A 26,430-nucleotide genomic window follows, 5' to 3' on the forward strand; every position below is an offset into this window, starting at 1 on the left:
AAAGCGCGGCTCATATCCTGAGCCGCGCCTGGAACGACAATAATCAGCCGATGCGGTAGTTGGGAGCTTCCTTGGTAATGGTCACGTCGTGGACGTGGCTCTCGCGCATTCCGGCGTTGGTAATGCGAACAAATTCTGGTTTGGTACGCATTTCTTCCATGGTGGCACTGCCGGTGTAACCCATGGAAGCCCGCAGCCCGCCCATCAACTGGTGGACAATATTACGCATCGGCCCCTTGCAGGCCACACGGCCTTCGATACCTTCTGGAACCAGTTTTTCAGTGCCCTTGCTGGCATCCTGGAAATAACGGTCACTGGAACCCTTGCCCATTGCGCCAATAGAGCCCATGCCCCGGTACGCCTTGTAGCTACGCCCCTGGAACAACTCAACCTCGCCCGGTGCCTCGTCAGTGCCTGCCAGCAGGCTGCCTATCATGACGCTGTGGGCACCGGCGGCGATGGCCTTGGAGATGTCGCCGGAGAAGCGGATGCCACCGTCAGCGATCACGGGAATCCCGCAATCTTTCATTGCTGCCGCCACATTGGATACCGCGGTAATCTGCGGCACGCCGATGCCGGCGACAATGCGGGTGGTACAGATGGAGCCGGGGCCAATACCCACCTTAACGGCATCTGCGCCGGCGTCCACCAGATCAATCGCCGCAGCCGAAGTGGCAATATTACCGCCGATTACCTGAACCTCAGGGAAGGTTTGCTTGATCCAGCGAACCCGGTCAAGCACACCCTTGGAATGACCGTGGGCGGTGTCGACCACAATGACATCAACGCCGGCTTCTACCAGTGCGGTCACGCGGGCTTCTGTATCCGCTCCGGTGCCTACCGCGGCACCCACTCTGAGGCGGCCCTGATCATCCTTGCACGCCAGCGGATAATCCTTGGCTTTCTGGATATCTTTTACCGTGATCAGACCACGTAACTGGAACTCGTCGTTGACCACCAACACTTTCTCGATGCGATGACGATGAAGCAACTCTTTGACGTCTTCGAGATCTGCCCCTTCCTTAACAGTCACCAGCTTTTCCTTGCCAGTCATGATTTCGGATACCGGGGTATCAAGGCGGCTTTCAAACCGGATATCGCGGCCGGTAACGATGCCAACCAGATCACGACCATCCACCACTGGCAGGCCAGAAATATTGTTGGCCATAGTGATATCGACCAGTTCGCGAACCGTGGTGTCCGGGGTAACGGTAATCGGATCTTTCACCACGCCACTTTCGAACTTCTTCACTTTACGGACCGCGGCTGCCTGCTGCTCAACCGACATGCTCTTGTGCATGATACCGATGCCACCTTCCTGTGCCATCGAGATGGCCAGCTCCGCTTCAGTCACGGTATCCATGGCCGAGGACAGCAGCGGAATATTCAGGGTGATACTTTTGGTCAGTTGCGTCTGCAGGCTGACCTGGTGAGGAAGGACCTCTGAGCGTCCGGGAACGAGCAGTACATCGTCAAATGTGAGGGCTTCTTCGGCAATTCGCAGCATTGGGATCCGCCTTTTGAACGTGCTAGATTGGAGGATCGCGATGCCACATCCTGAAGGGCATGGCAAAGCAAAATCCTTAATCGACCTATTATAAATGGGCCTTGGTTGACAGTAAACCGGCGTTGTTTAACCGCTGGCTTGCATCTTTTTGAATTTTCGTTATTTTTACCCCCATTTTCGGCTTATGCGTATACATCAACATGGAGCACCTCCTTTGGACAGCGGTTTTCAGGATTCCCGGCCCCGGGCACTGAGTGTCAGCGAGCTGAATCACCAGGCCCGCCACTTGCTTGAGGCCAGCTTCATGCAGGTCTGGGTGGAAGGCGAATTATCCGGGCTGTCCCGGCCTTCATCCGGCCACTGGTATTTTTCCCTCAAAGACCGCAAGTGTCAGATCCGCTGCGCGATGTTCCGGGGCTTCAATCAGCGTGTAAAAGAAGCCCCGAAAGAAGGCGAACAGGTTCGCATCCGCGGCAAAGTCACCCTCTATGAGAACCGCGGTGACTTTCAGATTATTGTCGAGCACATCGAACCGGCGGGCCTGGGGGTGCTGCAACAGGCTTTTGAAGAGCTGAAGCAGAAACTTCAGCTGGAAGGACTGTTTGACGCGGCTCGCAAAAAGCCACTACCCACGACGCCCCGGCATATAGGAGTAGTTACGTCGCCTACCGGCGCCGCGATTCACGATATTCTCACGGTGCTAGCGCGACGATGCCCGGCGATACCGATTACCCTTTACCCCTCGGCGGTTCAGGGCAAAGCCGCTACTGCTGACATCGTTCGAGCCATAGACCGGGCAGTTCGCCACGGCGTTGCCGATGTTCTGATTATAGGGCGCGGAGGAGGTTCTCTTGAGGATCTCTGGTGTTTCAATGAAGAGGCCGTAGCGCGGGCCATCGCGCAATGTCCCCTGCCAACGGTGAGCGCGGTAGGCCACGAAGTGGATGTCACTATTGCTGATTTCGTAGCAGACCTTCGCGCACCGACACCCTCCGCTGCCGCTGAAAAAATCTCACCAGATCAGTACGACTGGCTACGCCAGCTCAGGGAGAGGGAACTGCGACTGGCCGGGGCAGCCAGCCGTGCACTCAAACGTATGGAGACCCGGCTTGAGCATCTGTCTGCGAGGCTTAGGGACCCGCGCCGAGAACTCATGGAAAAAGCCCAGCGCATGGATGAACTGGACCTGCGACTGGGCACAGCCATGGCCCAACGGATTGAACGCAACAGGGTCAAGGCCAGCCATCTTGACCAGCGCCTGGCAATGCAGTCCCCGATCAAACAGCTCAGCGACCGGCAGGTCAGTGTCAGCCAGCTTGCCGAACGACTGTTCCGGATAACGAGAGAAACCATCACACGGCGGCGCGAGCAGTTGGAACATGTCGGCCAGACCCTCCACGTCGTCAGCCCCCTGGCCACACTTGGTCGCGGATATGCGATCGTTCAGCAGGAGAACGGCAGTATTGTTCGCAATGCTCACAGCGTCCAGCCCGGAGAGAAAATCACCGCCCGAGTTGCCAGCGGGCAGCTTGAAGCAAATGTGATTTCAGTCAATTCCGACGACCAATAACCGTCAAAAAGACAGAAACTTAGCCTATGGTCTAGTAGTCCTGCATCGCAAAGCGCTTACAGTTGTGAGACATGCCGTACACAACAACAACGCTACGAGGTGGATGTTATGGACTACCACTCCGAATTCAGGCAATCCATCGACAGGCCTGAGGAATTCTGGCGCGACAAGGCGTCTGCCATTGACTGGATTGAGCCACCCCGGACCATCTGGCGGCCGACTGAAAACGGCCATGGCCAGTGGTTCCCGGACGGAGTCCTGAACACCTCGGATGTCGCTCTTGATGCCAACATCCGCGCTGGCCGTGGCGAACAGAAAGCACTGATCTATGACTCCCCCGTTACCGGCGCCACCGCAACCTACACCTACAATGAACTGACGCGTGCAGTGGCAACCTTTGCCGGCGCGCTTCAGGACCGGGGAGTCGCCAAGGGTGACCGGGTGATCATCTACATGCCCATGGTACCGGAAGCCCTGATTGCCATGCTGGGCTGCGCCCGCATTGGCGCCATTCATTCCGTGGTGTTCGGTGGCTTTGCCTCTCATGAACTGGCGGTTCGCATTAATGATGCCACACCCAAAGCTGTCATTACTGCCTCATGTGGCATCGAAGTCAAAAAGGTTATCGAATACAAACCGTTGGTGGACAGGGCGATCGACCAGGCAGACCACAAGCCGGAATGCTGCATTGTGTTCCAGCGCCCTCAGGTGCGTGCCGAACTTAAAGAAGGAAGGGATTTCGACTGGAGCGAGCTCATGGCCCAGGCCAGCCCCGTCGACCCGGTACCGGTAAAGGCCACTGATCCGCTGTATATCCTCTACACCTCCGGCACTACTGGCAAGCCCAAGGGCGTTGTCCGTGATAACGGCGGCCACGCCGTGGCACTGCGGTACAGTATGAACCTGGTTTACGATGCCCGCCCGGGTGACGTTTACTGGGCGGCGTCGGACGTGGGCTGGGTTGTTGGCCACAGCTACATTGTTTATGCCCCACTCTTTGCCGGGTGCACCACCATCCTTTACGAAGGCAAACCGGTAAAAACACCGGACGCCGGAGCCTTCTGGCGCGTAGTTCGCGACCATGGCGTCAATCTTCTGTTTACAGCACCCACAGCATTCCGCGCCGTTCGCAAGGAAGATCCCGAGGCTGATCAACTGTCGCGTTATGACATCAGCTCCCTGAAACGTATTTTCCTGGCCGGGGAAAGACTGGACCCACCCACTTACGAATGGTTGAAAGAACACACCCGCCTGCCTGTTCTTGACCACTGGTGGCAAACCGAAACCGGCTGGGCAATCTGTTGCAATCCGGTCGGCATCGAAATGATGGAAACAAAACCGGGCTCTGCCACTGTACCTTCACCCGGCTACAACGTTCAGGTAGTGGATATGGAAGGTAGCCAGATCCCAGCCGGTGAGCAGGGCCAGATTGCCGTCAAGCTGCCGCTGCCCCCTGGGTGCATGACGACCGTGTGGGGCGATGATTCCCGCTTCCGCAAGACCTATCTGGATCCAATTGAGGGATTCTACAGCTCCGGTGACGGCGGCTATATCGACGATGAAGGTTACGTGTTCGTTATGGGCCGAACCGACGATGTGATCAATGTGGCCGGGCACCGGCTTTCAACTGGTGAAATGGAAGAAGTTGTTGCCTCGCATCCAGCCATTGCCGAATGCTGTGTTGTCGGTGCTCACGATGAGATGAAAGGGCAGATTCCGATCGGACTGGTGCTCATCAAGGACGGAGCAACCATCGATCACGATGAACTTGAAGACGAGCTGGTTGAAATGGTTCGCGAGAAAATCGGCGCCATTGCCTGCTTTAAAAGGGCCCTGGTTGTAGAGCGGCTACCGAAAACACGGTCAGGCAAGATTCTGCGCCGGGTTATCCGTCAGATTGCCAACGGTGAAGAGTATGCCGTGCCCAGTACTATTGACGATCCTGCGATATTGGAAGAAATCAGCCAGCAACTCAAACGCTGATCCACAACGCCTCATCACAACGGACGAGCTCCAAACCGGAGTTCCGCCACCCGGCGGAGCTCCGGTTTGGAGACAAGCTTATTACAACTTGTTGTTTTTGCGGCTTAAAAAACTTGAATAAAGTGCTAAAAAAAGCGTTGACGCACTCCCAGCTCGGTCTATACTGAAAATGCTGTGAAAATACAGCGGTATTTGGTGAATGCGCTCCAACGTCCTGCCGAAGTGCTCTTCGTTGCCCCTTCCTCAGTACTTTCTGGATTTTTGCAGCATCGGTAATCCCGCGGATGAATCCACAGGGGTACCGAAGGTCCCGTGAGGGCAAAAATCTCGGAAACACAGGAAAGATCAATGTCAGATGATACAAAAACAGGCCACGTAAAGTGGTTTAACGAGTCAAAGGGCTTTGGCTTCATCGCCCAGGACGGTGGCAGTGACGTGTTCGTTCACTACAGTGCAATCAACTCAAGCGGTTTCCGCACCCTGACCGAAGGCCAGCAAGTGCAGTTTACCGTTACACAGGGGCCGAAAGGTCCTCAGGCGGAAAACGTAACCCCGGTCTGAGGGTTATGCGACCCCGCCCTATGCCCCTCACGGGCACAGGGAATATGGAAAAGCCGGCAGCCGCCGGCTTTTTTCTTGGTCAAACACCCGCCTCAGCTGCCTCTGCATTGGCACGCCTGTGCTGGTGATCCTCGCCGACAACCTGGGAAACGGCTGAGAACAATGCCTGAAGTGTGGCCGAGGTGGTATCCTCCGCCAGCGCCGCCGCGCTGCAGTGCCTGCCGTTGACGGTCACACGGATACAAGCCAGTGCGTTGGCGTTGGTACCCTCACCAAGTGCAAATTCATCGTAGGCTTCCACCGCCAGCGACAAGTCATATTCTGCTTCAAGCGCCGCTGACACCGCCTCCACGGCACCAAGGCCATGCCCCTTGAGAGTCACGGGATTTTCCGCGGGACCAATGCTGACAGTAGCAGCAACACCTTCGTCATCGCGGTGCAGGTCGTAAGACCTGAGTTCCCAGGCACGAATCACCCTCAGATAACGGTCCTCGAACAGCCGGTGAATGGTCAGCGAGTCTATCTCGCCACCATTGGTTTCTGCTTCTCGTTGGACCAGCTTGCTGAACTCGATCTGCAGCCAACGTGGAAGACTGATGTTGTAATCACGCTCAAGCACGTAGGCAACACCACCCTTGCCTGATTGGCTATTTATACGAACCACCTCTTCATACCGGCGGCCAAGATCGCTGGGATCAATAGGCAGGTAAGCCACATGCCAGGTATCGCCGTCGTTGCGCTTCGACAGGCATTTGCGGATGGCGTCCTGGTGGCTGCCGGAAAATGCCGTGAATACAAGCTCACCGGCATATGGATGGCGCGGATGGGTGGATATTTCGGTGCAGGCTTCCACGACATCCGTAATCTCGGCCATACCTGACAGGTCTACGGTGGGATCCACGCCCTGGGAATAGAGGTTCATGGCCATCGTCACCAGGTCCATATTACCGGTACGCTCACCATTGCCCATCAGCGTGCCTTCCACCCGGTCAGCCCCGGCCATCACTGCCAATTCCGCTGCGGCTACGCCACAGCCACGGTCATTATGGGTGTGTACGCTGATGCATATATGCTCACGGTAACGGACATGATCGCAGATCCATTCAATCTGGTCGGCAAATACGTTCGGCGTGGCCATTTCGACCGTAGCTGGCAGGTTGATCACTACTGGCTGCCCCTGGTCCGGGCGCCAGACGTCGTTGACGGCGTCGATCACTTCTGCCGCGTAATCCAGCTCGGTGCCGGTAAAACTTTCCGGTGAATACTGGAAGGTCCACTCGGTGTCCGGGTATTTCTCCGCATTGGCTTTGACGATACGGGCACCGTTTACAGCAATGTCTTTGATTCCGGCCCGATCCATACCAAACACCTGCTCACGTTGGACCGTAGAGGTGGAGTTATATACATGAACAATGGCCTTGCGAGCGCCTTTCAGCGCCTCAAAGGTGCGTTCAATCAGTTCCTGCCGTGCCTGGGTCAATACCTGGATGTGCACATCTTCGGGAATCCGGTCTTCTTCAATCAGCTTGCGACAGAAATCGAAATCGGGCTGGCTTGCGGCCGGGAACCCGATCTCGATCTCCTTGAACCCCAGCTTGACCAGTAGCTCGAACATACGCTGCTTCTGTGCCACTGACATCGGCTTAACCAGGGCCTGGTTGCCATCCCGGAGGTCCACGGCACAAAGGCGCGGCGCGGTGGTAATGACCTGGTCGGGCCAGCGGCGATCGGTTTTTGCCACCGGCGTGAATGCAACGTATTTACGATGATCGAATGCCATTGGGGTGATTCCTTGCTGTTTTACTGGAGATTCGTTAACTCTAAATCAGGATAACGCGTCTGCTGGGGAAAATGATTGCTTTTTTCCCGCCGGCGGGAGGACAATAGCTATATAATTTCAACTTAGACAAAAGATATGGCATTTTATGTCAAATACGCCGAAAACCCTTGTCAAGATCGACAATATTGACCGCAAAATCCTGGAACAATTGCAGCAGGATGGCTCCCTGACCAACCAGGAACTGGCCGATAAAGTGGGCCTCTCCCCTTCCCCCTGCCTGCGACGGGTTCGCGCACTGGAAGAGGCCGGGGTCATTGTCCGGCAGGTAACCATACTCGACCACAAGAAACTGGGGCTTTCGTTAACGGCCATCATTCTGATCGGCATGGACCGCCATACCCCCGAGCGCTTCGCCGCCTTCGAGAAACAGGTCGGCGAGTATCCCGAAGTTCAGGAATGCTATCTGATCACAGGCCAGGATGCAGACTATATGCTCAAGGTTGTGGTGCCGGACATGGACCACTATCACCACTTCCTGCTGAACCGGATTACGCGCATTCAGGGGGTCAGCGGCGTGCATTCAAGTTTCGTGTTAAGGCGGGTGATCGACAGTACGGCACTGCCGCTGGGGTATCTTTCCTGACCGGCTAGCTGACCAACTCCGCAAGGTAGGCGCGCGCCATGCTCTTGAGTTCACTGATCATCAAACCAGCCTGATCATCCGGAAGGGTGGTCGCGAGCCTGAGAATAGTGCCGGCGGACCGTGGCAACATCAGGCTTGCCGTCCAGCGCCTGCCGTCCGGTATGTGGGGGCACTCCCGTCTCAGACGGGCATCCAGATCGCTGGCGTGACTGTATAGCTCGCGGATATCCAGTTCCCGCAACTCCGGTATGGATTCAACACCGCTCCAGATGGCTGAGTATGCCGGCTCTGTCCGGTAGAACTCGTAGAACTGATCGATCAGCACGTCCACCGCATCCATCAGGTCCAGAGTTTGAAGCCGGTCCCGCAACGCAGTTTCCATCTTCCTGACGTGCTCCTCGGCAATGGCCTTTACGATGGCAGTCTTGTTGGGAAAGTAACGATAGAGAGAGGCCAGTGACATATTCGACTGCCGGGCAATAGCAGACATGCTGGTAGCGTCGACACCAACCTCGTGAAAGATCGCCGCAGCGTGACTAAGGATGCTGTCAACACGCTCCCGGCTACGGGCCTGAACGGGCCGGCGGCGGGGTGTCACGTCGATACTTGCTTCGGTCATATTCCTTCTTCAGTCTTGGCTATATGGTAAAGCATAGCTGCCAGTGACGTGTGCGACCAGTTGCTGATCATCCCCTTCCCCCGACAGCAGCCTGACTTCGCAGAAGGCAATCCGCCGCCCCATACGCAGAACCGTGGCCTCACCGATCAAATCCGCCTGCGCCGGTTTCATCAGAAAGTTGATCGACAGGTTGCTGGTAACCGCCATTTCCACCTTGCCTATTGCAGCCATCACTGCCGCATACATGGATGCATCCGCCAGGGCCATCTGCACCGGCCCAGAAAGCGTGCCTCCAGGGCGAATCAGCCTTTCCGAAAACACCAGGCGGGTGCGGGCGTAACCCCGATTCCCGGCTTCGTCGACGGTAAAACCGATATCGTCTGCCATCGGTACGCCAGCGCGAATTACTGCTTCGACTTCAGCGGCTGTCAGGGTCATTCACGAGTCTCCGTATGTGTATCTGTACCTTGCGGTAATGGCTCCGTACAATAGCGTTCACCATGTGATAAATAAAGAATCCCATTTCAACTGTTTACGGATAACACAATGCGAGCAAGCCGTTACCTGATTGCCACCCAGAAAGAAACGCCTGCAGATGCCGAAATCATCAGCCACCAGATGATGCTCAGAGCCGGGATGATCCGCAAACTGGCCGCTGGACTTTACTCCTGGCTGCCAATGGGGCTCAGAGTGCTGCGCAAGGTGGAGCGTATCGTGCGGGAAGAAATGGACAAAAGCGGCGCGCAGGAAGTATTGATGCCTGCCGTGCAGCCCGCGGAGTTGTGGCAGGAATCCGGTCGCTGGGAACAATACGGTGGTGAACTGCTGCGAATGAATGACCGCCATGGCCGCGACTTCTGCTTCGGGCCGACTCACGAAGAGGTGATCACCGACCTCATCCGTAACGAGCTCAAGAGCTATAAGGAACTGCCGGCAAACTTTTACCAGATCCAGACCAAGTTCCGGGATGAGCGTCGCCCACGCTTCGGGGTGATGCGTGCCCGGGAATTCATCATGAAGGATGCCTATTCGTTCCATGTGACTGCCGAGTCCCTGAACGAAACCTATCAGGTCATGCACCGCACCTACTGTGCGATCTTCGATCGCCTGGGGCTGGATTATCGCCCGGTGGAGGCAGACTCCGGCGCCATTGGCGGCAGCGCTTCCCATGAGTTTCATGTGCTGGCTTCGTCCGGCGAAGACGCCATCGTATTCAGCACCGAAAGCGACTACGCCGCCAATATTGAAAAGGCTGAAGCCATCGCCCCTGCTGGTGAGCGGCCAGCACCCTCGCAGGACATGACCGAGGTGGCAACGCCGGATAAACGTACCATTGAAGCCGTTGCCGGTTTCCTCAATGTCGACGCCAGCGCTACCATCAAGACCCTGATGGTCAAGGCCGAAGAAGATGAAAACGGCGACAGCAGCCTGGTCGCGTTGATCCTGCGGGGCGACCATACCCTCAATGACATCAAGGCAGAACAGCTTGCAGGCGTAGCCGAGCCGCTGACCATGGCGACAGACGAAGAAATCGAGCAGGCCATCGGGTGCAAGGCCGGCTCCATAGGGCCGGTGAATCTTCCAGTCCCGGTGATTGTTGACCGCAGCGCCGCGCATCTTGCGGACTTTGTCTGCGGCGCCAATAAGGAAGGCTACCATCTGACCGGCGTAAACTGGGAACGGGATGTACCCATTGGGCGGGTGGAAGACCTGCGAAACGTGGTAGAAGGCGACCCCAGCCCGGACGGCAAGGGCACCCTGGAAATCCGTCGCGGTATCGAAGTTGGCCATATCTTTAAACTGGGCAACAAGTACAGCAAGGCCATGAACGCTACTGTGCTGGATGAGAACGGCAAGAGCGCGATTCTGGAAATGGGTTGCTACGGCATTGGTGTTTCCCGGATTGTCGCCTCTTCCATTGAGCAGAACCATGACGACAAGGGCATCGTTTGGCCTGAGGCCATTGCACCGTTTGAAGTGGCGATCGTGACGCTGAATGCCCACAAGTCACCAGCGGTAATGGAAGCCGGTGAAAAGCTCTACGAACAACTTCGTCAGGCCGGATTCGATGTTCTGCTGGACGACCGCAACGAACGGCCGGGTGTGAAATTTGCAGACATGGAACTGATCGGCATACCCCATCGTTTCGTGGTGTCTGAGCGGGGCCTGGCCGCGGGAACTCTGGAATACAAGGGCCGCCGCGACGAGGACAAGCAGGATGTTCCATTGACGGAAGCACTTCCATTCCTGATCAGCGCCTCGCCCCGCAACGGACTCTGAGGCTCTCACTGAAGGGAGTGAGCCGGCGGCCGGCTACGGGCTGCCGACCACTCCCGGCTCCATCTCCAGCGCGATACCAAAGCGGGCCTTGACGTCATCACGAATCCTGTCTGCCAGCGACAGCACATCGTAGCCATTGCCATTGGAATGGTTCACCAATACCAGCGCCTGCCGGTTGTGAACGCCAACCTTGCCATTGCGGTACCCCTTCCAGCCACACTGATCAATCAGCCATGCTGCGGCCACCTTGGCGCTGTCATCGCCAGGATGCCCGGCGATGTCCGGATAGGTTTGCTGCAGGGCCCACCACCTGTCGAGTGGTATGACAGGGTTCTTGAAAAAACTGCCGGCATTGGGAAGCTGGGCCGGGTCAGGTAATTTTCGCCGCCGCACCGCCATCACCCCGTTTGCCACATCGAGTGGCGTTAAACTGCGCGTATCCTGCCCGTCAAAGTATTCGGCAAGGTCGCGGTAATCCAGGGAGAACGGTCGGGAACGCGACAGTCGCAGGCGGACATGGGTAATCACATAGCGGCCGGGCTCCTGCTTGAACACACTGTCACGATAGCTGAAATGGCAGAGGCTGTTGGTGAGGGTGACCTCATTACCGGTGTGGCGATCCAGGGCACTGACTTCCAACAGGGTATCCCGCAATTCCGCACCATAAGCCCCGATGTTCTGGACCGGCGCCGCTCCCACCGTTCCCGGAATCAACGCCAGGTTTTCAATACCTCGGTAACCTGCGGAGGCCGCGTACATAACCACGTCATGCCAGTTTTCACCGGCGCCCAACACCAGCGTTGCTTCGCCCCCTTCAACATGCTCCCAGCACCGGCGCGAAATGGCCATGCGAATCACCAGCCCCGGATAATCACCGGCGAAGACCAGATTGCTGCCGCCGCCTAATATCAATGGCTCTATGGACTTTTCAGCTGCCCAGCTCAGAGCTTCCTGAAGTGCCTCAACGGACGTTACTGACACAAAATACTGCGCCCGGGCCCCAATACCCAGGGTATTCATGTCGCCCAGAAAGACGTTCTCCCGAATACTCATCGGGCTGATCAAGCCGACTGCTCCCGGATATGCCGCAGGAGCCCCTCGCTGGCTTCATTGATCAGGTCCAGTACGTGTTCAAAGCCCTGATCACCGCCGTAGTAGGGGTCGGGGACCTCGTCGTGGCCGGAACTGCCAAACTTCAGGAACAAGGCCGGCTCCGTGCCTCCATTCTGGCGCCAGATATCCCGCACATCCGCCAGATTCTGCCGGTCCATCACCAATACATAGTCAAACTGGTCCAGGTCTTCACCGCGGAACTGACGCGCCCGCAGATGGCTGATATCAATACCTCGCTTGCGTGCGGCAGCGACGGCACGGCTGTCGGGCGCCTTGCCCACATGCCAGTCGCCAGTACCACAGGAGTCAATTGCAATCCGGTCATCGAATCCAGCCTGCTCAATCACTTTGCGGAAAACACCCTCAGCACTGGGGGAGCGACAAATATTGCCGAGACAAACAAAAAGTACCTTCACCGGTGTGGTCATGGGTTAGGTGCCTCCTTTTGCTTTGCTGCCATGGTGTGTCGCAGACGCTCGAGATCCTGCTGCGTATCGACACCTGACGGCGGTACGCGGCAGGCTTCTTCTACATGAATGCGGGCTCCATTGAACAAAGCCCGCAGTTGCTCAAGGGATTCCGTCACTTCCGTTGGCGCCGGCGCCCAGGTGACAAAATCACGCAGAAGGCTCACACGGTAGCCATAGATACCAATGTGACGATAATAGCCAACGCCCTGGGGAAGCTGCTGACGGTCGTCTGTTGCCTGCCATGCATCCCGCGCCCAGGGTATCGGTGCACGACTGAAATAGTGAGCCATGCCGCGATGATCAAACACCACTTTCACCACGTTGGGGTTGAAAACGCTGGCCGCGTCCGAAATCTGTTCACAGAGTGTGGCAATGGCGGCATCGGGATGGGCTTCAAGATTGGCGGCCACCTGGTCAATCAGTTCCGGGGGTATCAGAGGTTCATCGCCCTGAACATTGACCACTCGTTCGTTCGGGGCAAAGTCCATCAACCGGGCCACCTCTTCAAGGCGGTCCGTGCCGCTGGCATGATCGGCAGACGTCATCACCACCTCAGCTCCGAACGCCCGGCAGGCTGTTTCAATGCGCGGGTCATCGGTGGCTATGATTACGCGGCTGGCGTGGCTCTCGCAGGCGCGATCATAGACATGCGCAATCATCGGCTTGCCGGCAATGTCCGCCAGTGGCTTTCCCGGCAGCCGGGTGGATGCATAGCGGGCTGGAATTACAACGGTATAGGACATAAAGGCTTCCTGTCAGCGTTTATCCAGGCGCTCATCGGTAGTCAGGGTACGAGCCTCGGTGGCGAGCATAACCGGTATCCCTTCGCGAATGGGAAAAGCCATCGCATCCTGGTAGCAGACCAGTTCGGTCTTTTCGTCGTTGAGCTTCAGGTCCCCTTTGCATACCGGGCATGCCAGCAGGGCCATCAGTTTCTTATCCATGGTGTGTTCTCACAGTTTCGTTGGAATCCAGTGACTGGCGACAATGTTCGACACTGGCCATAAATGCCTGACGGAAAGACTCCGGAAGCCCGGCTTTTACGGCCAGCACCCAGGTATTGTCCGGTGCAATCTTCTGGCATTTGACGGCATCCTTGGCTGTCATTATCAACCATTCACCTTGTTCTGAATGCAGATCGTCAGGGGTAAATCGGTGATGATCCGCCAAGGCACGGGGCCGGACCTGCGCCCCCAGTCCCCTCAGTGTATCGAAAAATCGCTCCGGATTGCCGATTCCCGCAACTGCCTTCACCGACTGCCCCCGAAGACGATCCGGAGAGACAACATCACCGGTAACGAGGTTGCGCAGCTCAGTTGGAGCCAGGGTCATGGTGAACTGATGTGGGTGATCGATATCGTCCAGCCGGCCACCATTGGTAATGACAAAATCGACCGAGGCCAATCGTTCGATGGGCTCGCGCAGCGGGCCGACGGGAATCAGTGCGCCATTGCCGATTCCCCGGCTGGCGTCGAAAACCGCCAGCTCTATATCTCTGGGCAACCGGTAGTGCTGGAGTCCGTCATCACATACGAGGATGTTACCCAGCTTCTGGTCCAGAGCCCAGAGGGCACCACGTTTGCGGTCCGGATCCACCACCACCGGGCATGCGGATTCCGCAGCCAGCATCACCGGCTCATCGCCAGCCAGATCGGGGCCCGTGTCCCGGGAAACCAGCAAAGGATAGTGGTCGGCCTTGCCACCGTAGCCCCGGCTCAATATGACCGGTTGCCAGCCATGCTCCTTCAACAGCCCGGTAAGCGCCGCGGTCAAAGGTGATTTACCGGTACCACCGACGGTTATGTTACCCACCACCACGACCGGAACCGGAATGCGTTCGTCGCGAGCCTGCCATGCCCGGCGCCTGCGGCTTTCTGCAATCGCCCGATAGAGCCATACCAGCGGATACAGGGGCCAAAGAGGACGCTTCCCGCCATACCACAGCCGGTTCACCAGCGTGGTCATGCCTGCTCGCTGAACTGCATCTGATGGAGCTGGGCATAGGCTCCACCCTGGGCAAGCAATTCATCGTGGCGGCCGGATTCGACAATCCTGCCGCCGTCCATCACCAGTATGCGATCCGCTTTCTCAATGGTGGAGAGACGGTGGGCAATGACCAGTGTTGTTCTGCCCCGCATGACAGTTTCGAGGGCATCCTGGATGTGACGTTCCGATTCGGTATCCAGTGCCGAGGTAGCCTCATCGAGAATCAGCACAGGTGCGTCCTTCAGCAGGGCCCGGGCAATTGCCAGGCGCTGGCGCTGACCGCCGGAGAGCATCACACCGTTATCACCGATTATGGTGTCCAGTCCTTCCGGCATGCGTTCAATGAACTCCATTGCATGAGCCTTCTCGGCCGCATCAATAATCTGTTCGCGGCTGCAATGGCGAAGTGCGCCATAGGCAATATTGGCAGCAATAGTGTCGTTGAACAGCACCACGTTCTGAGTCACCAGCGCTATCTGCGCCCGCAATGCTTCGAGGGAAAACTCCTTCAGCGAGTGCCCATCCAGGCGAATGTCACCACCGGTGTATTCGTAGAATCTCGGCAGCAGGCTGACCATCGTGGACTTGCCACTGCCGGATCGCCCCACCAGCGCCACACTCTGGCCGGCGGGAATACTCAACGAGATGCCTTGGAGCACATCCTCAAGCTGATCGCGGTAGCGAAAACACACATTGTCGAACTCGATGCTGCCGTCTACCCGATTTGGCGCATAGGTGCCCGGGTCGTCCTCCGGCTCCTCATCCATGGTGCCAAACACGTCGTGTGCCGCAGCGACACCTTTCTGGATCTTGGCATGCACCGAGGTAACCTGGCGAATGGGTTTGGCCATGGTGGTTGCAGCGGTAATAAAGGCGACCAGCTTACCGGTGCTCATGTTACCGCGCAGCTCGGGGGCGAGCATGAACCACACCAGTGCCGCAATGGCGATAGCCACCAGCAACTGGATCATCGGAATGCTGATAGCCTGGGTGGAGGCCATTTTCAGGCTCTGTTCCAGGTTTTTCTCGCTCACTTTGCGGAATCTGTCGCGCTCATAATGCTCGCCACCAAAGGTGCGCACCACCCGGTAACCGCTGATGGATTCGGAGGCCACATGGGTAATGTCTCCCATGGACCCCTGAATCCGCCGGCTGATCTTGCGGAACCGCTTGCTGGCATAGGTTACGACCAGAGCAATCAATGGCCCCACTGCCAGGAATACCAGCGTCAGCTTCCAGTTGGTGTAGATCATGAAGCCCAGCAGACCAAGAATCGTCAGCCCCTCACGGAGGGTAATCGTGACCGCATTGGTGGTTGCTTCGGCAACCTGCTCTACATTAAAGGTCAGCTTGGATACCAGTCGGCCCGAAGCGTTTTCATCGAAATAGCGGGAAGGCAGGTTCAGAAGACGGTCAAACACCTGCTTTCGCAGGGCATTGATAACCTGCCGGCCAACATAGCTGATGAAGTACTGGCTCATAAACGTGCCCACCCCTCGAAAGGCGAATACGCCCACGATCAGCAAGGTCAGCTGAATACGGTTTTCGTCGGTGGGGTTTTCCAGGGCAGTGATTACGTATTCCATGGCAGCAGCCATGCCGGTGGAGGCAGCGGCGTATATGACATTACCAACCACGGCAAGAGAGAAAGCCAGCCAGAAGGGTTTTACATACGCCAGCAAGCGCTTGTAGGTTGCCCAGCTTGAAGCTGACTGCGGATCCCGTGTTGAGGTGGATTCGCTCACTGCCCTTCAGCCTCTCGTTCTGTGGTGATACTGAGTTTGGCAAAACCGAGACGTCCGGCTACGTCCATGGCACGAACCACGAATTCATGCGGAGTGCGGGCATCTGCGGTAATGATGAACGGCAAAGACACGTCTTCGCCAGCGAGCTCGCTGACTGCTCGCTCAAGGGTTTCACGGCGATTATTGACAAGCGTCCGGTCATTGAGGATGTACTGCCCCTCCGCGTTGATCACCACATCAATCAGCCTGGCCTCGGATTCGGACCTTTCACCATTGGCTTCCGGCAATTCGATATTGAGATGGCTTTCACGGGTGAAGGTGGTGGAAACCATAAAGAATATCAGCAGCAGGAAGACCACATCGATCAGTGGCGTCAGGTCAACCCCGACTTCCTGACTTCTCTGGCGCTTGAACTTCACGGTGTTCAGGCTCCTTCCACGTCGATTTCGCGGTCGCCATGTACCACCTCGACCAGCTTGATGGCCTCCTGCTCCATACCCACCACCAGCTCATCAACACGGCGGATAAAATAGCGGTGACAGATGAGGGCCGGGATAGCCACGCTGAGGCCGGAGGCTGTGGTAATAAGGGCTTCTGAAATACCACCAGCAAGATTACCGGCATCACCAACGCCGGCGAGCTGAATCTCGGCAAACACCTTGATCATGCCGATAACCGTGCCGAGCAGACCCAGTAATGGGGTAATCGTCGCGACGGTACCAAGCGGGTTGAGAAAACGTTCCAGATCATGGATGACCTGGCTGGCCTCATGCTCAATGCTTTCTTTCATGATCTCACGACCATGCTTTGCATTCATCAGCCCGCCTGCCAGGATACGGCCCAGGGGAGAAGATGCCTGTAAGGCTTTGAGCTTGCGCCCGTTAAGCTCTTTTTTCTTGATCCAGCGCCACAACTCGTTAATGGTTTGCTGCGGCGCCACCCTGGACGGTCTGAGACTCCAGAAACGCTCAAGAATGATGGCTAGGGCTAGAATGGAACAGGCAAGAATCGGCACCATGAGGATGCCACCGGCTTTCAAAAGCTCGAACACGCTTGGTCTCCCTGATTGTTAGCAAGCCGCGCTACTTTAGCATAGCTACCCGCGTAGGCCACACCCGGAATGTCACGGTTTTTACAGGCCACTTCAGCGGCTTTCGGGTTTACGAATCCAGAACGGCGTTCGTGCTCTCGCCTCGGTTACCAATACGCTATCCCGCTGCCATGCCAGGTGCACTGCGCCTGATGTTGCGGTGTTCAGTGCACGACTGCCGGCAGAGAGATACCGGCCCACGACATCTGGATGAGGATGCCCAAAGCGATGCCGGTATCCCGCACTGAACAACACAAGATCCGGCGCCATCTCCCCTACCCATTGCTCTGACGACGACGTTTTGCTGCCATGATGGGGCGCCAGTGCGACCAGAAACCCGGCTTTCTCCTGCCGACGATCAGCGACAAAGCGGCTCTCTACCCGTCGGGTAATATCCCCGGGCAGAACCACCTCAACGTCAGATGCGACCGACCTGATTGTGACAACGCATGATGCATCGTTACCCTCCACCGTGCCTGGAGTGCGCCATAAGGACAGGTTCAGACTTCCCATAGTGAGGGCAGCGTTCTGAGTACAGGCTTGCGCCTGCACTCCCGAACTGCGTGGCAGCATGTCTGCTAACCGTTCTGGCTCTCCAGTGATCACCTCGCCCACATCGAAGCTTTCAAACAACAGCGGCAACCCGCCAGCATGGTCACTATCACCATGGCTGATAATCAGCGTATCAATACGGCGGACCCCCAATTCTCTGAGGTTGGGTATCAATACCGAATCAACTGCAGAATACACACCCTCGAGCGCCGGGCCAGTATCGTAAACAAGCACCCGGTCCTGATCCCGAACCATAACTGAAAGCCCCTGACCAACATCCCACACCCAGAGTTCCGGCTCGTCCACCGGCGTATTCTCAACGCCGGTACGCGGACCGCCGACCAGAACAAAGGCCATCCACAACACCACCAGGCCTGCCGCTGTCCTGCGAAATCCACGAAAAGGCACCAGCAACGCCGCCATTACTACAAAGGCCAGCACCAGCAGTGCTGGAACGCCCGGGGCCGGCATAGCGATTTCACCCTCAGCCAGCCATGCCAGCCCTTGCCAAAGCACGCCAAACACCATGTCAAAAACATGGATAACAAAAGCGTCCGCCAGCGGGGAAATCGCCATGATTAGCGCGCCGACCACCAAAGCGGGCATCACCACCAACGATACCAGAGGTATGGCAAACAGGTTGGCGACAAAGCCGGTCAGGACCTGGGACTGCCCAAGCACTTCCAGAATTGGCCACAGGGCAGCGAAAACAGCAATCTGAGCCAGTACCAGGCCCTGAAGCCACCCTGCCTGGCGCAAACGGAGGCTGAAGAGCAGCACGAGAACCGAAACCGCACCGAAGGAAAGCCAGAAACCCTGGTCCAGTGGCGAGAACGGGTCCGTCAACAACACCAGAAACAGCGCGCCCAGCAGACCTGTGAATGCTCCGGTTTTCCGTGCACCCAATAGAACCCAGCCCGCGATAACAACCATGATCAGCGCTCGCCGGGTGGGTACGGAAAATCCGGCTGCAAGCGCATAAGCGAGGCTGGCAAGGGACACACAGAAAAAGACTGTCCTTCGTAGCCTGCCAGGCGACACCCGTCCCTGTGGCAGCAAGAGCAGAAACCGCCGGCAGACAAAGCCTGCGCCAGCGGCAACCAACCCCAGGTGCAGCCCTGAAATAGCCACCAGGTGAATGGTTCCGGTCGCTTTTAGAACGTCCCAGTGTTTGGGCTCCATGTGGCCGCGGTAACCAATCATCAGCGAGGTAATCAGCGGGAAATACCGGGCAGTGGCCAATCTTTCCGAGGTCGCCCGGACCAGGCCATTGCGCCAGCGGAAGTAGCGACAATCCAAGCGGCATGCGAAGCCAGTGTCCGGGACCAGGTCACGGATGGTTCCGATGGCGCCGAAGCCTTTGCGGAACAGCCAGGATTCGTATCGAAAACCCACCGGGTTTACCGAACCATGGGGACGCTTGAGAACCACCTTCAGCCTCAGGCGTTGAGGAATGCTGGTTGTTGCCTCATCGCCATACCAGGCAAGACGCAGCTTCCGTGGCATCTCTGACGGATCCGGCGCCTTGGCAGCTTCCGGCGGATACCAACGTTCAACACAGAACGTAAAACGGACGCTGCTGAAACTGCCGGCGGAGGGCACACCACAGAGATAGCCAGACACTTCAAGAGCCTGTCCTTCCAGGCTGGCGGGAAGTGTGGATTGTTGACGTGCCTCGGCATTCCAAGCTGCCCAGAGCATACCGGCCAGACTGCCTGCAACCAAAACCGCCGTGGTTTTTGCCACTGTCGACGCTGCAGCCATCATCGCGACAAACAGGATTACCACTGCGACAATCAGCCACTGCAGAGGTGGCAAGACCGCAAGGCTATACAGTAAGATAACGCCGCAGGCGAAGCCTGCTAGGCCAACCCTGGCCATAAAACTTCCGGACAATCCTTGTCCTCCTGGTAGTGAGTTCTCTCCGGGACCGCGAATTCCCGGAACCATCATTCTGAGCAGGCAGAACTTCCCGATGCCAAAGAAGTTCATGAAACGGTATCTACCATCGCCGGAAAAGGTGCGCAAGATCGAATCATTGCGCTTCTTCGGCGATATCCTTCATGAACCCAACCTGTGGCACATTAACCGGCACAGCGTTGCCCGAGCGTTTCTCGTGGGCATTTTCATGGCCTTTATTCCCATGCCCTTCCAGATGCTCGCAGCGGCTTGTTTTGCCATCTGGTTCAACGCCAACCTGCCACTGTCAGTGGTACTGGTCTGGGTCAGCAATCCGCTGACCATGCCCCCCATGTTTTACTTCAACTACAAAATCGGAGCATGGATTCTCGACCGGCCGGTGCTGAATTTCGAGTTCCAGCTGTCCTGGTCCTGGCTCAGTGGGCGCCTCCTGGACATCGGCATTCCCCTGTACCTGGGCTCGCTGATGGTAGCTACCCTGTCGGCATGCTTGGCATACCTGATCATCCAGTTTCTTTGGCGTCGCAAAGTTCGTTCTGACTGGCAGGAGCGCGGGTCATCGGGCACTCGTATCCGACGGCGTAATAGAGATAGTCAAAGCTCCTGAGACAACTCTCCCTGCTCCAGCCGCAGAACCCGCCCGAGGCTTCTGGCCATTTTCATGTCATGGGTAACCAGCACAAATGCAATACCAATCTGATCCCGCAGTGACTCGATAAGGTCACGAACTCCTTCCCCGGTCTGTTCGTCCAGATTACCTGTCGGCTCGTCCATCAGCACACATTCAGGCTCATTCACCAATGCGCGGGCAATGGCAACACGCTGGCGCTCTCCGCCGGACAATTCACCGGGCTTGTGAGCCAGGCGGTGGCCCAGGCCAACACGCTCAAGTATCGCACTTGCCTTGGTCGCGGCCGGCTTCATGCCGACTCCGCCAAGGGCACAGGGCATCATGACGTTCTCCAACGCCGAAAACTCGGGAAGCAAGTGGTGAAACTGATACACAAACCCCAGGTGACGGTTACGGAAGCGAGCCCGCCCGGCCTCGCTCATGCGGTGGATATCCTGACCACAGATCTCAATATGACCGGAGGAGGGTTTATCCAGGCCACCCAGCAGGTTCAGCAGGGTTGTCTTCCCGGCGCCACTGCTACCAACAATGCCGACCGTTTCCCCGGCCGATATCTGCAAAGAAATATCCGAGAAAATGGTGAGCTTGCCGGGGCCTTCGTTGTAGGTGCGCGTGACCTTGTCACAAGCGATCACCAGCGGCTTGTCACTGTTCAGGGTTGTCGAATCACTCATAACGCAAAGCCTCCGCCGGATCGACGCGAGATGCACGCCACGCCGGATAAATCGTTGCCAGCAGGCTTAGCGCAAGGCCGGAACCGCTGATAATCCACACATCCTGCCACTGCAGCTGGGAGGGCAGATAACTGATGAAGTACACATCCGCGCTGAGGAACTGGTGCCCCATGAAAGCCTCCAGCCAGGCAATGAAACCACTGATGTTATAGGCGCCGAACACGCCAAGAGCCGTACCCACGATGGTGCCGGTAATACCGATAACAGCGCCCTGGACAATAAAAATGCGCATGATTCGGCCCGGGGTGGCGCCCATTGTGCGTAATATGGCGATGTCAGCCGTTTTGTCAGTCACCACCATTACCAGGGTCGAGACGATGTTGAACGCCGCCACCGCAACGATAAACATCAGCAGCAGGCCGATCATGGTTTTCTCCATGCGAATGGCCTGAAACAGATTGCCATGGGTACGCGTCCAGTCCGAAATGTAATGACGCCCACTGAGCTCCGTCGCAGCTTCTCTTGCCACCTGTGGAGCCTTGAACAGGTCATCCACCAGCAAACGAACGCCCTCGGCTTTGCCTCCGGTGCGCATCAGCTTGGAAGCATCGTCCATGTGAACAAGGGTGTAGTTGCCATCAAGCTCCGCACCAACACTGAACACACCTTTGACGGTAAATCGCTTCAGTCGCGGCAGCACGCCCGCAGGCGTCACGGACGCCTCCGGCAATACCACAGTTACCCGGTCGCCAATCTGTAGGCGGAGTGCAGAGGCCATCAGTTTGCCGATAATGATGCCGAATTCACCGGACTTAAGGTCATCCAGATTGCCTTCAATCATGTGGTTCTCAATGATTGAGACACTTCGTTCCTGCTCCGGCAGAATGCCGTTAAGCATAACGCCACGGACTTCACCGCCGCCGGTCACCATGCCCTGCCCCTGAATATAGGGCGCTGCAGCAATCACTGATGGGTGCTGCTCGACGGTGCGATCAACGTCTTCCCAGTCCTGAATCACGCCGTCCGCCTGAATGGTGGCATGAGGCACCATGCCCAGAATCCGTTGTTTGAGCTCTCGATCAAAGCCGTTCATCACCGACAGAACGATGATCAGCACCGCGACACCAAGCATCAGGCCGATCATGGAAGTCAGTGATATGAAGGAAATAAAGTGATTACGTCGTTTGGCTGCGGTATACCGCAAACCAACATACAGTGATAAGGGTCTGAACATTGGGAGGAGCCTGTCGCTACCTACTGGTCTGTCGAAATTCCTGCCCCGATACGGAGCGGCAGGAAGCTGCTAAACTTCTATCAGGAAACAATAATAACGCGCTCTGGAGTCCCGATGGCTGCAACGACACCCCACAACGACCCGACGGATATTCCTTCCGACCGCAGGGACTTTTTCCGTATCAGCGATCATATCGGCCTGGAAATCCGAAAGCTCGGTTCCGATGATGGCGAAAGGGAAAACCCTTTCAATGGCAGCCACCTGGAAGACCTACGTTCAGAATTCAGACGTCTCGATCAGGATGTCCGGGCACAACTTGCCACCCTGGCAGAGCGAGACCGCCTGCTGACCTCGCTGCTAAAGTCTCTCAACGGAAAGCTGGATACGCTGGCGCGCATTATGGCCTTTGAGCAAAATCCGTTGCAACCTGAAGACTGGCAAGACGTCACCCTCAGCGAGGGTGGCCTGTCGTTCCATACGGCAACCAACAGCTTCATGATTGACCAGGTCCTGGCTCTGAGAATGACCCTGCCCCCTGAGTTGTTTCAGCCGGTTGCGGTTGCCCGGATAATCAACATCGAGCCTGATGGAAGCGGAGGTGCAAGGGTTCACACGGAATTTACGGACATCCATGACAGCGACCGCCAGCAAATTGCCCGCCATGTGATGCGCTGGCAGATCCGACAACGGCAAAAAGAATAAACCGTCCACAAATCACCGAATCCGGGCTGACTTTTGTTAGTCTTTGTCAGATATTACGTTTTATCAATGCGATACCAGGGAGCAATCCAGTGATGAAAAAACGCACAATGAAAGCAGTCTGTGCAGCCACCGCCCTCATGGCGATGGGACCGTTCGCCACGGTTGTCGCCGAAGAAGTACGAGTGCCGGTGATGTCTCAGGCCGAACGCAGCGCCGAGGCAAACCTGCCCCGCACCGGGATGAGTCAGTCCAGCGTTCGCGATGGCTGGGGCAGTCCGCTGAACGCCATGGGGCCGGTGGGTGATCCGCCAATTTCCCAGTGGCACTACGATGATTTTGTTGTGTATTTCGAGAGTGACAGGGTCATTCATGCCGTGCTGAAGCCCCGACGTTGAAAAATCGTTCAAATATGTCCTGACGCAACCTCGCCTGTTCGTTAGAATGTCGGTTTTTGCAGAAAGGTGTTCGCAACTTGACTTCCAGACCTGTGATGCCCGCAGAGTGGGCACCCCAAAGTGCCGTAATGCTGACCTGGCCCCATCCGGGAACCGACTGGAGTGGCAGCCTCGCCGAGGTAGAGCCGGTCTTCCTCGACATTGCACAGGCCGTGCTCCGTTTCGAGCACGTTGTTCTCAGTTGTGAACACGTGGTTCGCTTACAGGAACTGGAACGGGATCTCAACGACTATGCACAGGAACAGGACCTGCCTGGCCGTGTCGTAGCGGTACCCGCTCCTGCCAACGATACCTGGGCGCGTGACCATGGTCCCATCGCCATTTCCGGCGGAGACGGCCCTGAATTGCTGGATTTTCGCTTCAACGCCTGGGGCAACAAGTTTCCCTGGGAAAAAGACGACGCCCTCAATCGCCATCTGGCGAATTTCAGTAGCTTTGGCGACACTCAGTTAGTGCCGGTACAGTTCGTACTTGAGGGTGGTTCCATCGAATCCGATGGTCAGGGCACACTGTTGACCACCAGCGAATGCCTGCTGACCCCATCCCGCAATCCCTCCATGGACCGTGCTGGCATCGAGCACCTGCTCGGGGAGACGCTGGGGGCCGATCGGATTCTGTGGCTTAACCACGGCTATCTGGCCGGGGACGACACCGACAGCCATATCGATACTCTCGCCCGTTTCTGCGCGGCGGATCATATCTGCTATGTGGCCTGCCCTGATGTCAGCGATGAGCATTACAGCGCCCTCGCGGCCATGGAAGAAGAACTGCAACAGTTCCACCAGGCCAATGGCCAGCCGTACAGGCTGACACCGTTACCCTGGCCCGATGCCATCTACGGCGATGACGGCGAGCGCCTGCCGGCGACCTATGCCAATTTCCTGATCATCAACGGCGCAGTTCTGGTACCGGTCTACGGAGTCCCCCAGGATGAAGACGCGCTGACAGTCCTGAGCGGCCTTTTCCCCGAGCGGGAAATTATTCCGGTGAACTGCCGCCCGCTGATCACGCAGCATGGCAGCCTTCATTGCGTCACCATGCAGATACCCGCAGGAGTTGTGCAGGCATGACCCGCCCTACCCCGGCCGGTGCTCTGGCCATTGCCGCCATTCAACAGCCATGCGACGCCAACAAGGAAAGCAGCCTGGCCACCAGTGATCGACTGGTCCGGCAAGCCGCCAGCGACGGCGCTCAGTTGGTGGTGCTGCAGGAATTGCACGCCACGCTGTATTTCTGCCAGACCGAAGACACCTCGGTGTTCGAACTGGCCGAACCCATCCCCGGGCCCACCAGCGACCGTCTGTCAGCCCTGGCAGCGGAACTGGGAATTGTGCTGGTAGGGTCGATCTTCGAACGTCGGATGAACGGGGTCTATCACAACACCGCTGTTGTTTTTGAACGGGATGGCACCATTGCCGGCCTTTACCGCAAGATGCATATCCCGGACGACCCCGGGTTTTACGAGAAGTTCTACTTCACCCCCGGCGATGCCACTTGTAACGATGGTGCCAGCGGGTTTACCCCGATCGATACCTCCGTTGGCCGCCTGGGTGTACTGGTATGCTGGGACCAGTGGTACCCCGAAGCCGCCCGCCTGATGGCCCTGGCAGGCGCTGAAGTGCTGATCTACCCCACTGCTATCGGCTGGGATATCACCGACGACCCGGACGAACAGGCTCGCCAGCTGGACGCCTGGGTAACGGTCCAGCGCGGCCATGCCGTGGCCAACAACCTGCCCGTTATCGCCCCCAACCGGGTAGGAACCGAACCGGACCCCTCGGGTCAGTCGGATGGTATCCGCTTCTGGGGCAACAGCTTCATCTGTGGCGCCCAGGGCGAATTCCTGGCGCGAGCCGATGATCACTCTGAAACCATTCTGTCCGCATTCATTAACCGCTCACGCAGTGAATCGATTCGACGCATCTGGCCGTATTTCAGGGACCGGCGCATCGACGCCTATGGCGACATTCTCAAGCGGGTTAGGGACTGAGCATTTCATGAAGAAACTGACAGACACGGTCATCCGTGAACTGAACAGCATACTCCTGGGCAAGGATCATCAGGTACGCCTCGCGCTTTGCGGGCTTTTGGCCAAAGGCCACCTCCTTATTGAAGATATCCCTGGCATGGGCAAGACCACCCTGTCCCACGCACTGGCCCGGGTCATGGGCCTGAGTTACCAGCGCATTCAGTTCACCAACGACCTGTTGCCGGCCGACGTTCTCGGCTTCTCCATGTACGACAAGGAAGCCGGAAGCCTGGTATTCCACCCGGGGCCCATCTTTGCCCAGGTTGTCCTGGCCGACGAGATCAACCGCGCCTCACCCCGCACCCAGAGTGCACTGCTGGAAGCCATGGAGGAACGGCAGGTTTCCATTGAAGGGGAAACCCGGCCACTTCCACACCCGTTCTTTGTGATCGCCACCCAGAACCCCATCGAGCAGGGTGGCACTTATCCGCTGCCGGAATCCCAGCTTGACCGGTTCCTGATGCGCATCCGGCTCGGCTACCCCGATCCCCGCGCTGAGCGGGAACTGCTGGAAGGCGAAGACCGGCGAACCATGACTGACCGCCTGCAGTCCATTCTGTCCGCGGAGAACCTGCAGACCCTGCAGGACGCCGTCAACCGGGTGACCACCAGTCCCGCATTGCTGGATTATGTCCAGCGCCTGCTGGAACAGAGCCGAAGCATGCCAGGGCTGCTCTATGGCCTGTCACCCCGCGCAGGCCTTGGCCTCGTTCGCGCTGCCAGAGCCTGGGCGCTGATGGACGGCCGCCATCACGTATTGCCGGATGATATCCAGGCCGTATTTCCCGCAGTTGCAGAACACCGCCTGGAACAGGGAGAATCCGGTAAGAGCGCTGAACGAATCAGGCAACTTCTGACCTCTGTATCTGTCATTGAATAAATCGTT

The 26,430-nt window shown here is 57.2% G+C and carries 25 protein-coding genes and 1 pseudogene; 11 read left to right on the forward strand and 15 right to left on the reverse strand.

Translation table 11 applies throughout. The features are described 5' to 3' along the window. Nucleotides 1-43: 43 nt before the first annotated feature. A complete protein-coding gene (gene guaB / locus M8010_RS17505; protein WP_250094003.1) occupies nt 44-1,507 on the reverse strand; it encodes an IMP dehydrogenase in 1,464 nt (487 codons plus the stop codon). Nucleotides 1,508-1,721: 214 nt separating this feature from the next. On the opposite strand from guaB, the gene xseA reads away from it, so the two are divergent. The 3 genes and pseudogenes from xseA (at nt 1,722) to M8010_RS17520 (ending at nt 5,621) form a co-directional block, all read left to right on the forward strand. Then, nucleotides 1,722-3,077, forward strand: coding sequence for an exodeoxyribonuclease VII large subunit (xseA, locus tag M8010_RS17510; protein WP_250094004.1), 1,356 nt, complete (start codon nt 1,722-1,724; stop codon nt 3,075-3,077). 84 nt (nt 3,078-3,161) lie between these two features. Continuing rightward, nucleotides 3,162-5,060: pseudogene (locus M8010_RS17515) on the forward strand (propionyl-CoA synthetase); the annotation flags it as partial. A 348-nt stretch (nt 5,061-5,408) separates the two neighbouring features. Then, a complete protein-coding gene (locus M8010_RS17520) occupies nt 5,409-5,621 on the forward strand; it encodes a cold-shock protein (RefSeq protein ID WP_137434736.1) in 213 nt (70 codons plus the stop codon). A gap of 79 nt (nt 5,622-5,700) precedes the next feature. On the opposite strand, the gene leuA is transcribed toward M8010_RS17520, so the two are convergent. Then, complete coding sequence (gene leuA / locus M8010_RS17525) at nt 5,701-7,401, reverse strand: 2-isopropylmalate synthase (protein WP_250094006.1); 1,701 nt, start codon at nt 7,399-7,401, stop codon at nt 5,701-5,703. 145 nt (nt 7,402-7,546) lie between these two features. Here leuA and M8010_RS17530 point away from each other — a divergent pair, with 145 nt between their 5' ends. Further along, nucleotides 7,547-8,044, forward strand: coding sequence for an Lrp/AsnC family transcriptional regulator (locus M8010_RS17530; RefSeq protein WP_250094007.1), 498 nt, complete (start codon nt 7,547-7,549; stop codon nt 8,042-8,044). 4 nt (nt 8,045-8,048) lie between these two features. Here M8010_RS17530 and M8010_RS17535 read toward each other — a convergent pair whose 3' ends face one another. After that, the gene (locus tag M8010_RS17535) at nt 8,049-8,663 is read right to left on the reverse strand and encodes a TetR/AcrR family transcriptional regulator (RefSeq protein WP_250094008.1); all 615 of its coding nucleotides are present in this window, start codon (nt 8,661-8,663) and stop codon (nt 8,049-8,051) included. A gap of 9 nt (nt 8,664-8,672) precedes the next feature. Next, a complete protein-coding gene (locus M8010_RS17540; protein ID WP_250094009.1) occupies nt 8,673-9,101 on the reverse strand; it encodes a PaaI family thioesterase in 429 nt (142 codons plus the stop codon). 108 nt (nt 9,102-9,209) lie between these two features. Here M8010_RS17540 and M8010_RS17545 point away from each other — a divergent pair, with 108 nt between their 5' ends. Then, the gene (locus M8010_RS17545) at nt 9,210-10,943 is read left to right on the forward strand and encodes a proline--tRNA ligase (protein WP_250094010.1); all 1,734 of its coding nucleotides are present in this window, start codon (nt 9,210-9,212) and stop codon (nt 10,941-10,943) included. A 33-nt stretch (nt 10,944-10,976) separates the two neighbouring features. On the opposite strand, the gene murB is transcribed toward M8010_RS17545, so the two are convergent. The 9 genes from murB to M8010_RS17590 form a co-directional block, all read right to left on the reverse strand. After that, nucleotides 10,977-12,008: a UDP-N-acetylmuramate dehydrogenase gene (gene murB, locus M8010_RS17550; RefSeq protein ID WP_502846234.1), complete on the reverse strand. Its 1,032-nt coding sequence runs from the start codon at nt 12,006-12,008 to the stop codon at nt 10,977-10,979. Further along, nucleotides 12,005-12,484: a low molecular weight protein-tyrosine-phosphatase gene (locus tag M8010_RS17555; protein WP_250094011.1), complete on the reverse strand. Its 480-nt coding sequence runs from the start codon at nt 12,482-12,484 to the stop codon at nt 12,005-12,007. Before M8010_RS17555 ends, murB begins: the two co-directional genes overlap by 4 nt. Further along, the gene (gene kdsB / locus M8010_RS17560) at nt 12,481-13,269 is read right to left on the reverse strand and encodes a 3-deoxy-manno-octulosonate cytidylyltransferase (protein ID WP_250094012.1); all 789 of its coding nucleotides are present in this window, start codon (nt 13,267-13,269) and stop codon (nt 12,481-12,483) included. Before kdsB ends, M8010_RS17555 begins: the two co-directional genes overlap by 4 nt. Before the next feature lie 12 nt (nt 13,270-13,281). Beyond that, the gene (locus M8010_RS17565) at nt 13,282-13,470 is read right to left on the reverse strand and encodes a Trm112 family protein (protein ID WP_250094013.1); all 189 of its coding nucleotides are present in this window, start codon (nt 13,468-13,470) and stop codon (nt 13,282-13,284) included. Then, nucleotides 13,463-14,491 (reverse strand): tetraacyldisaccharide 4'-kinase, encoded by a 1,029-nt coding sequence (gene lpxK / locus M8010_RS17570; RefSeq protein WP_250094014.1) that lies wholly within the window; start codon nt 14,489-14,491, stop codon nt 13,463-13,465. Before lpxK ends, M8010_RS17565 begins: the two co-directional genes overlap by 8 nt. Continuing rightward, nucleotides 14,488-16,257 carry a lipid A export permease/ATP-binding protein MsbA gene (msbA, locus tag M8010_RS17575; RefSeq protein ID WP_250094015.1) on the reverse strand — a complete coding sequence of 590 codons (1,770 nt, stop codon included), beginning with the start codon at nt 16,255-16,257 and terminating at the stop codon, nt 14,488-14,490. Before msbA ends, lpxK begins: the two co-directional genes overlap by 4 nt. Beyond that, nucleotides 16,254-16,676, reverse strand: a complete 423-nt coding sequence (locus M8010_RS17580) for an ExbD/TolR family protein (protein WP_250094016.1) — start codon at nt 16,674-16,676, stop codon at nt 16,254-16,256. The genes msbA and M8010_RS17580 overlap by 4 nt, the downstream gene beginning before the upstream one ends. Nucleotides 16,677-16,681: 5 nt before the next feature. Then, complete coding sequence (gene pocA / locus M8010_RS17585; RefSeq protein WP_250094017.1) at nt 16,682-17,308, reverse strand: flagellar polar localization protein PocA; 627 nt, start codon at nt 17,306-17,308, stop codon at nt 16,682-16,684. A gap of 93 nt (nt 17,309-17,401) precedes the next feature. After that, complete coding sequence (locus tag M8010_RS17590) at nt 17,402-19,795, reverse strand: DNA internalization-related competence protein ComEC/Rec2 (protein WP_250094018.1); 2,394 nt, start codon at nt 19,793-19,795, stop codon at nt 17,402-17,404. Between the two features lie 79 nt (nt 19,796-19,874). Between M8010_RS17590 and M8010_RS17595 the strand changes: the two genes are divergently transcribed. Continuing rightward, a complete protein-coding gene (locus M8010_RS17595; RefSeq protein WP_250094019.1) occupies nt 19,875-20,426 on the forward strand; it encodes a DUF2062 domain-containing protein in 552 nt (183 codons plus the stop codon). On the opposite strand, the gene M8010_RS17600 is transcribed toward M8010_RS17595, so the two are convergent. Beyond that, nucleotides 20,414-21,124 (reverse strand): ABC transporter ATP-binding protein, encoded by a 711-nt coding sequence (locus M8010_RS17600; RefSeq protein ID WP_250094020.1) that lies wholly within the window; start codon nt 21,122-21,124, stop codon nt 20,414-20,416. The genes M8010_RS17595 and M8010_RS17600 overlap by 13 nt on opposite strands. Beyond that, nucleotides 21,117-22,358, reverse strand: a complete 1,242-nt coding sequence (locus tag M8010_RS17605) for a lipoprotein-releasing ABC transporter permease subunit (RefSeq protein WP_250094021.1) — start codon at nt 22,356-22,358, stop codon at nt 21,117-21,119. The genes M8010_RS17600 and M8010_RS17605 overlap by 8 nt, the downstream gene beginning before the upstream one ends. 114 nt (nt 22,359-22,472) lie before the next feature. On the opposite strand from M8010_RS17605, the gene M8010_RS17610 reads away from it, so the two are divergent. From M8010_RS17610 to M8010_RS17630, 5 genes are all read left to right on the forward strand, one after another. Beyond that, a complete protein-coding gene (locus M8010_RS17610; RefSeq protein WP_250094022.1) occupies nt 22,473-23,060 on the forward strand; it encodes a PilZ domain-containing protein in 588 nt (195 codons plus the stop codon). A gap of 92 nt (nt 23,061-23,152) precedes the next feature. Then, a complete protein-coding gene (locus tag M8010_RS17615; RefSeq protein ID WP_250094023.1) occupies nt 23,153-23,455 on the forward strand; it encodes a hypothetical protein in 303 nt (100 codons plus the stop codon). A gap of 95 nt (nt 23,456-23,550) precedes the next feature. Then, nucleotides 23,551-24,585 carry an agmatine deiminase family protein gene (locus M8010_RS17620; protein WP_284048197.1) on the forward strand — a complete coding sequence of 345 codons (1,035 nt, stop codon included), beginning with the start codon at nt 23,551-23,553 and terminating at the stop codon, nt 24,583-24,585. Continuing rightward, nucleotides 24,582-25,505 carry a carbon-nitrogen hydrolase gene (locus M8010_RS17625; protein WP_284048184.1) on the forward strand — a complete coding sequence of 308 codons (924 nt, stop codon included), beginning with the start codon at nt 24,582-24,584 and terminating at the stop codon, nt 25,503-25,505. The genes M8010_RS17620 and M8010_RS17625 overlap by 4 nt, the downstream gene beginning before the upstream one ends. 7 nt (nt 25,506-25,512) lie before the next feature. After that, complete coding sequence (locus M8010_RS17630) at nt 25,513-26,424, forward strand: AAA family ATPase (RefSeq protein ID WP_250094024.1); 912 nt, start codon at nt 25,513-25,515, stop codon at nt 26,422-26,424. Nucleotides 26,425-26,430 lie beyond the last annotated feature (6 nt).

The sequence above is a fragment of the Marinobacter sp. ATCH36 genome, assembly GCF_023555055.1.
GTDB lineage: Bacteria > Pseudomonadota > Gammaproteobacteria > Pseudomonadales > Oleiphilaceae > Marinobacter.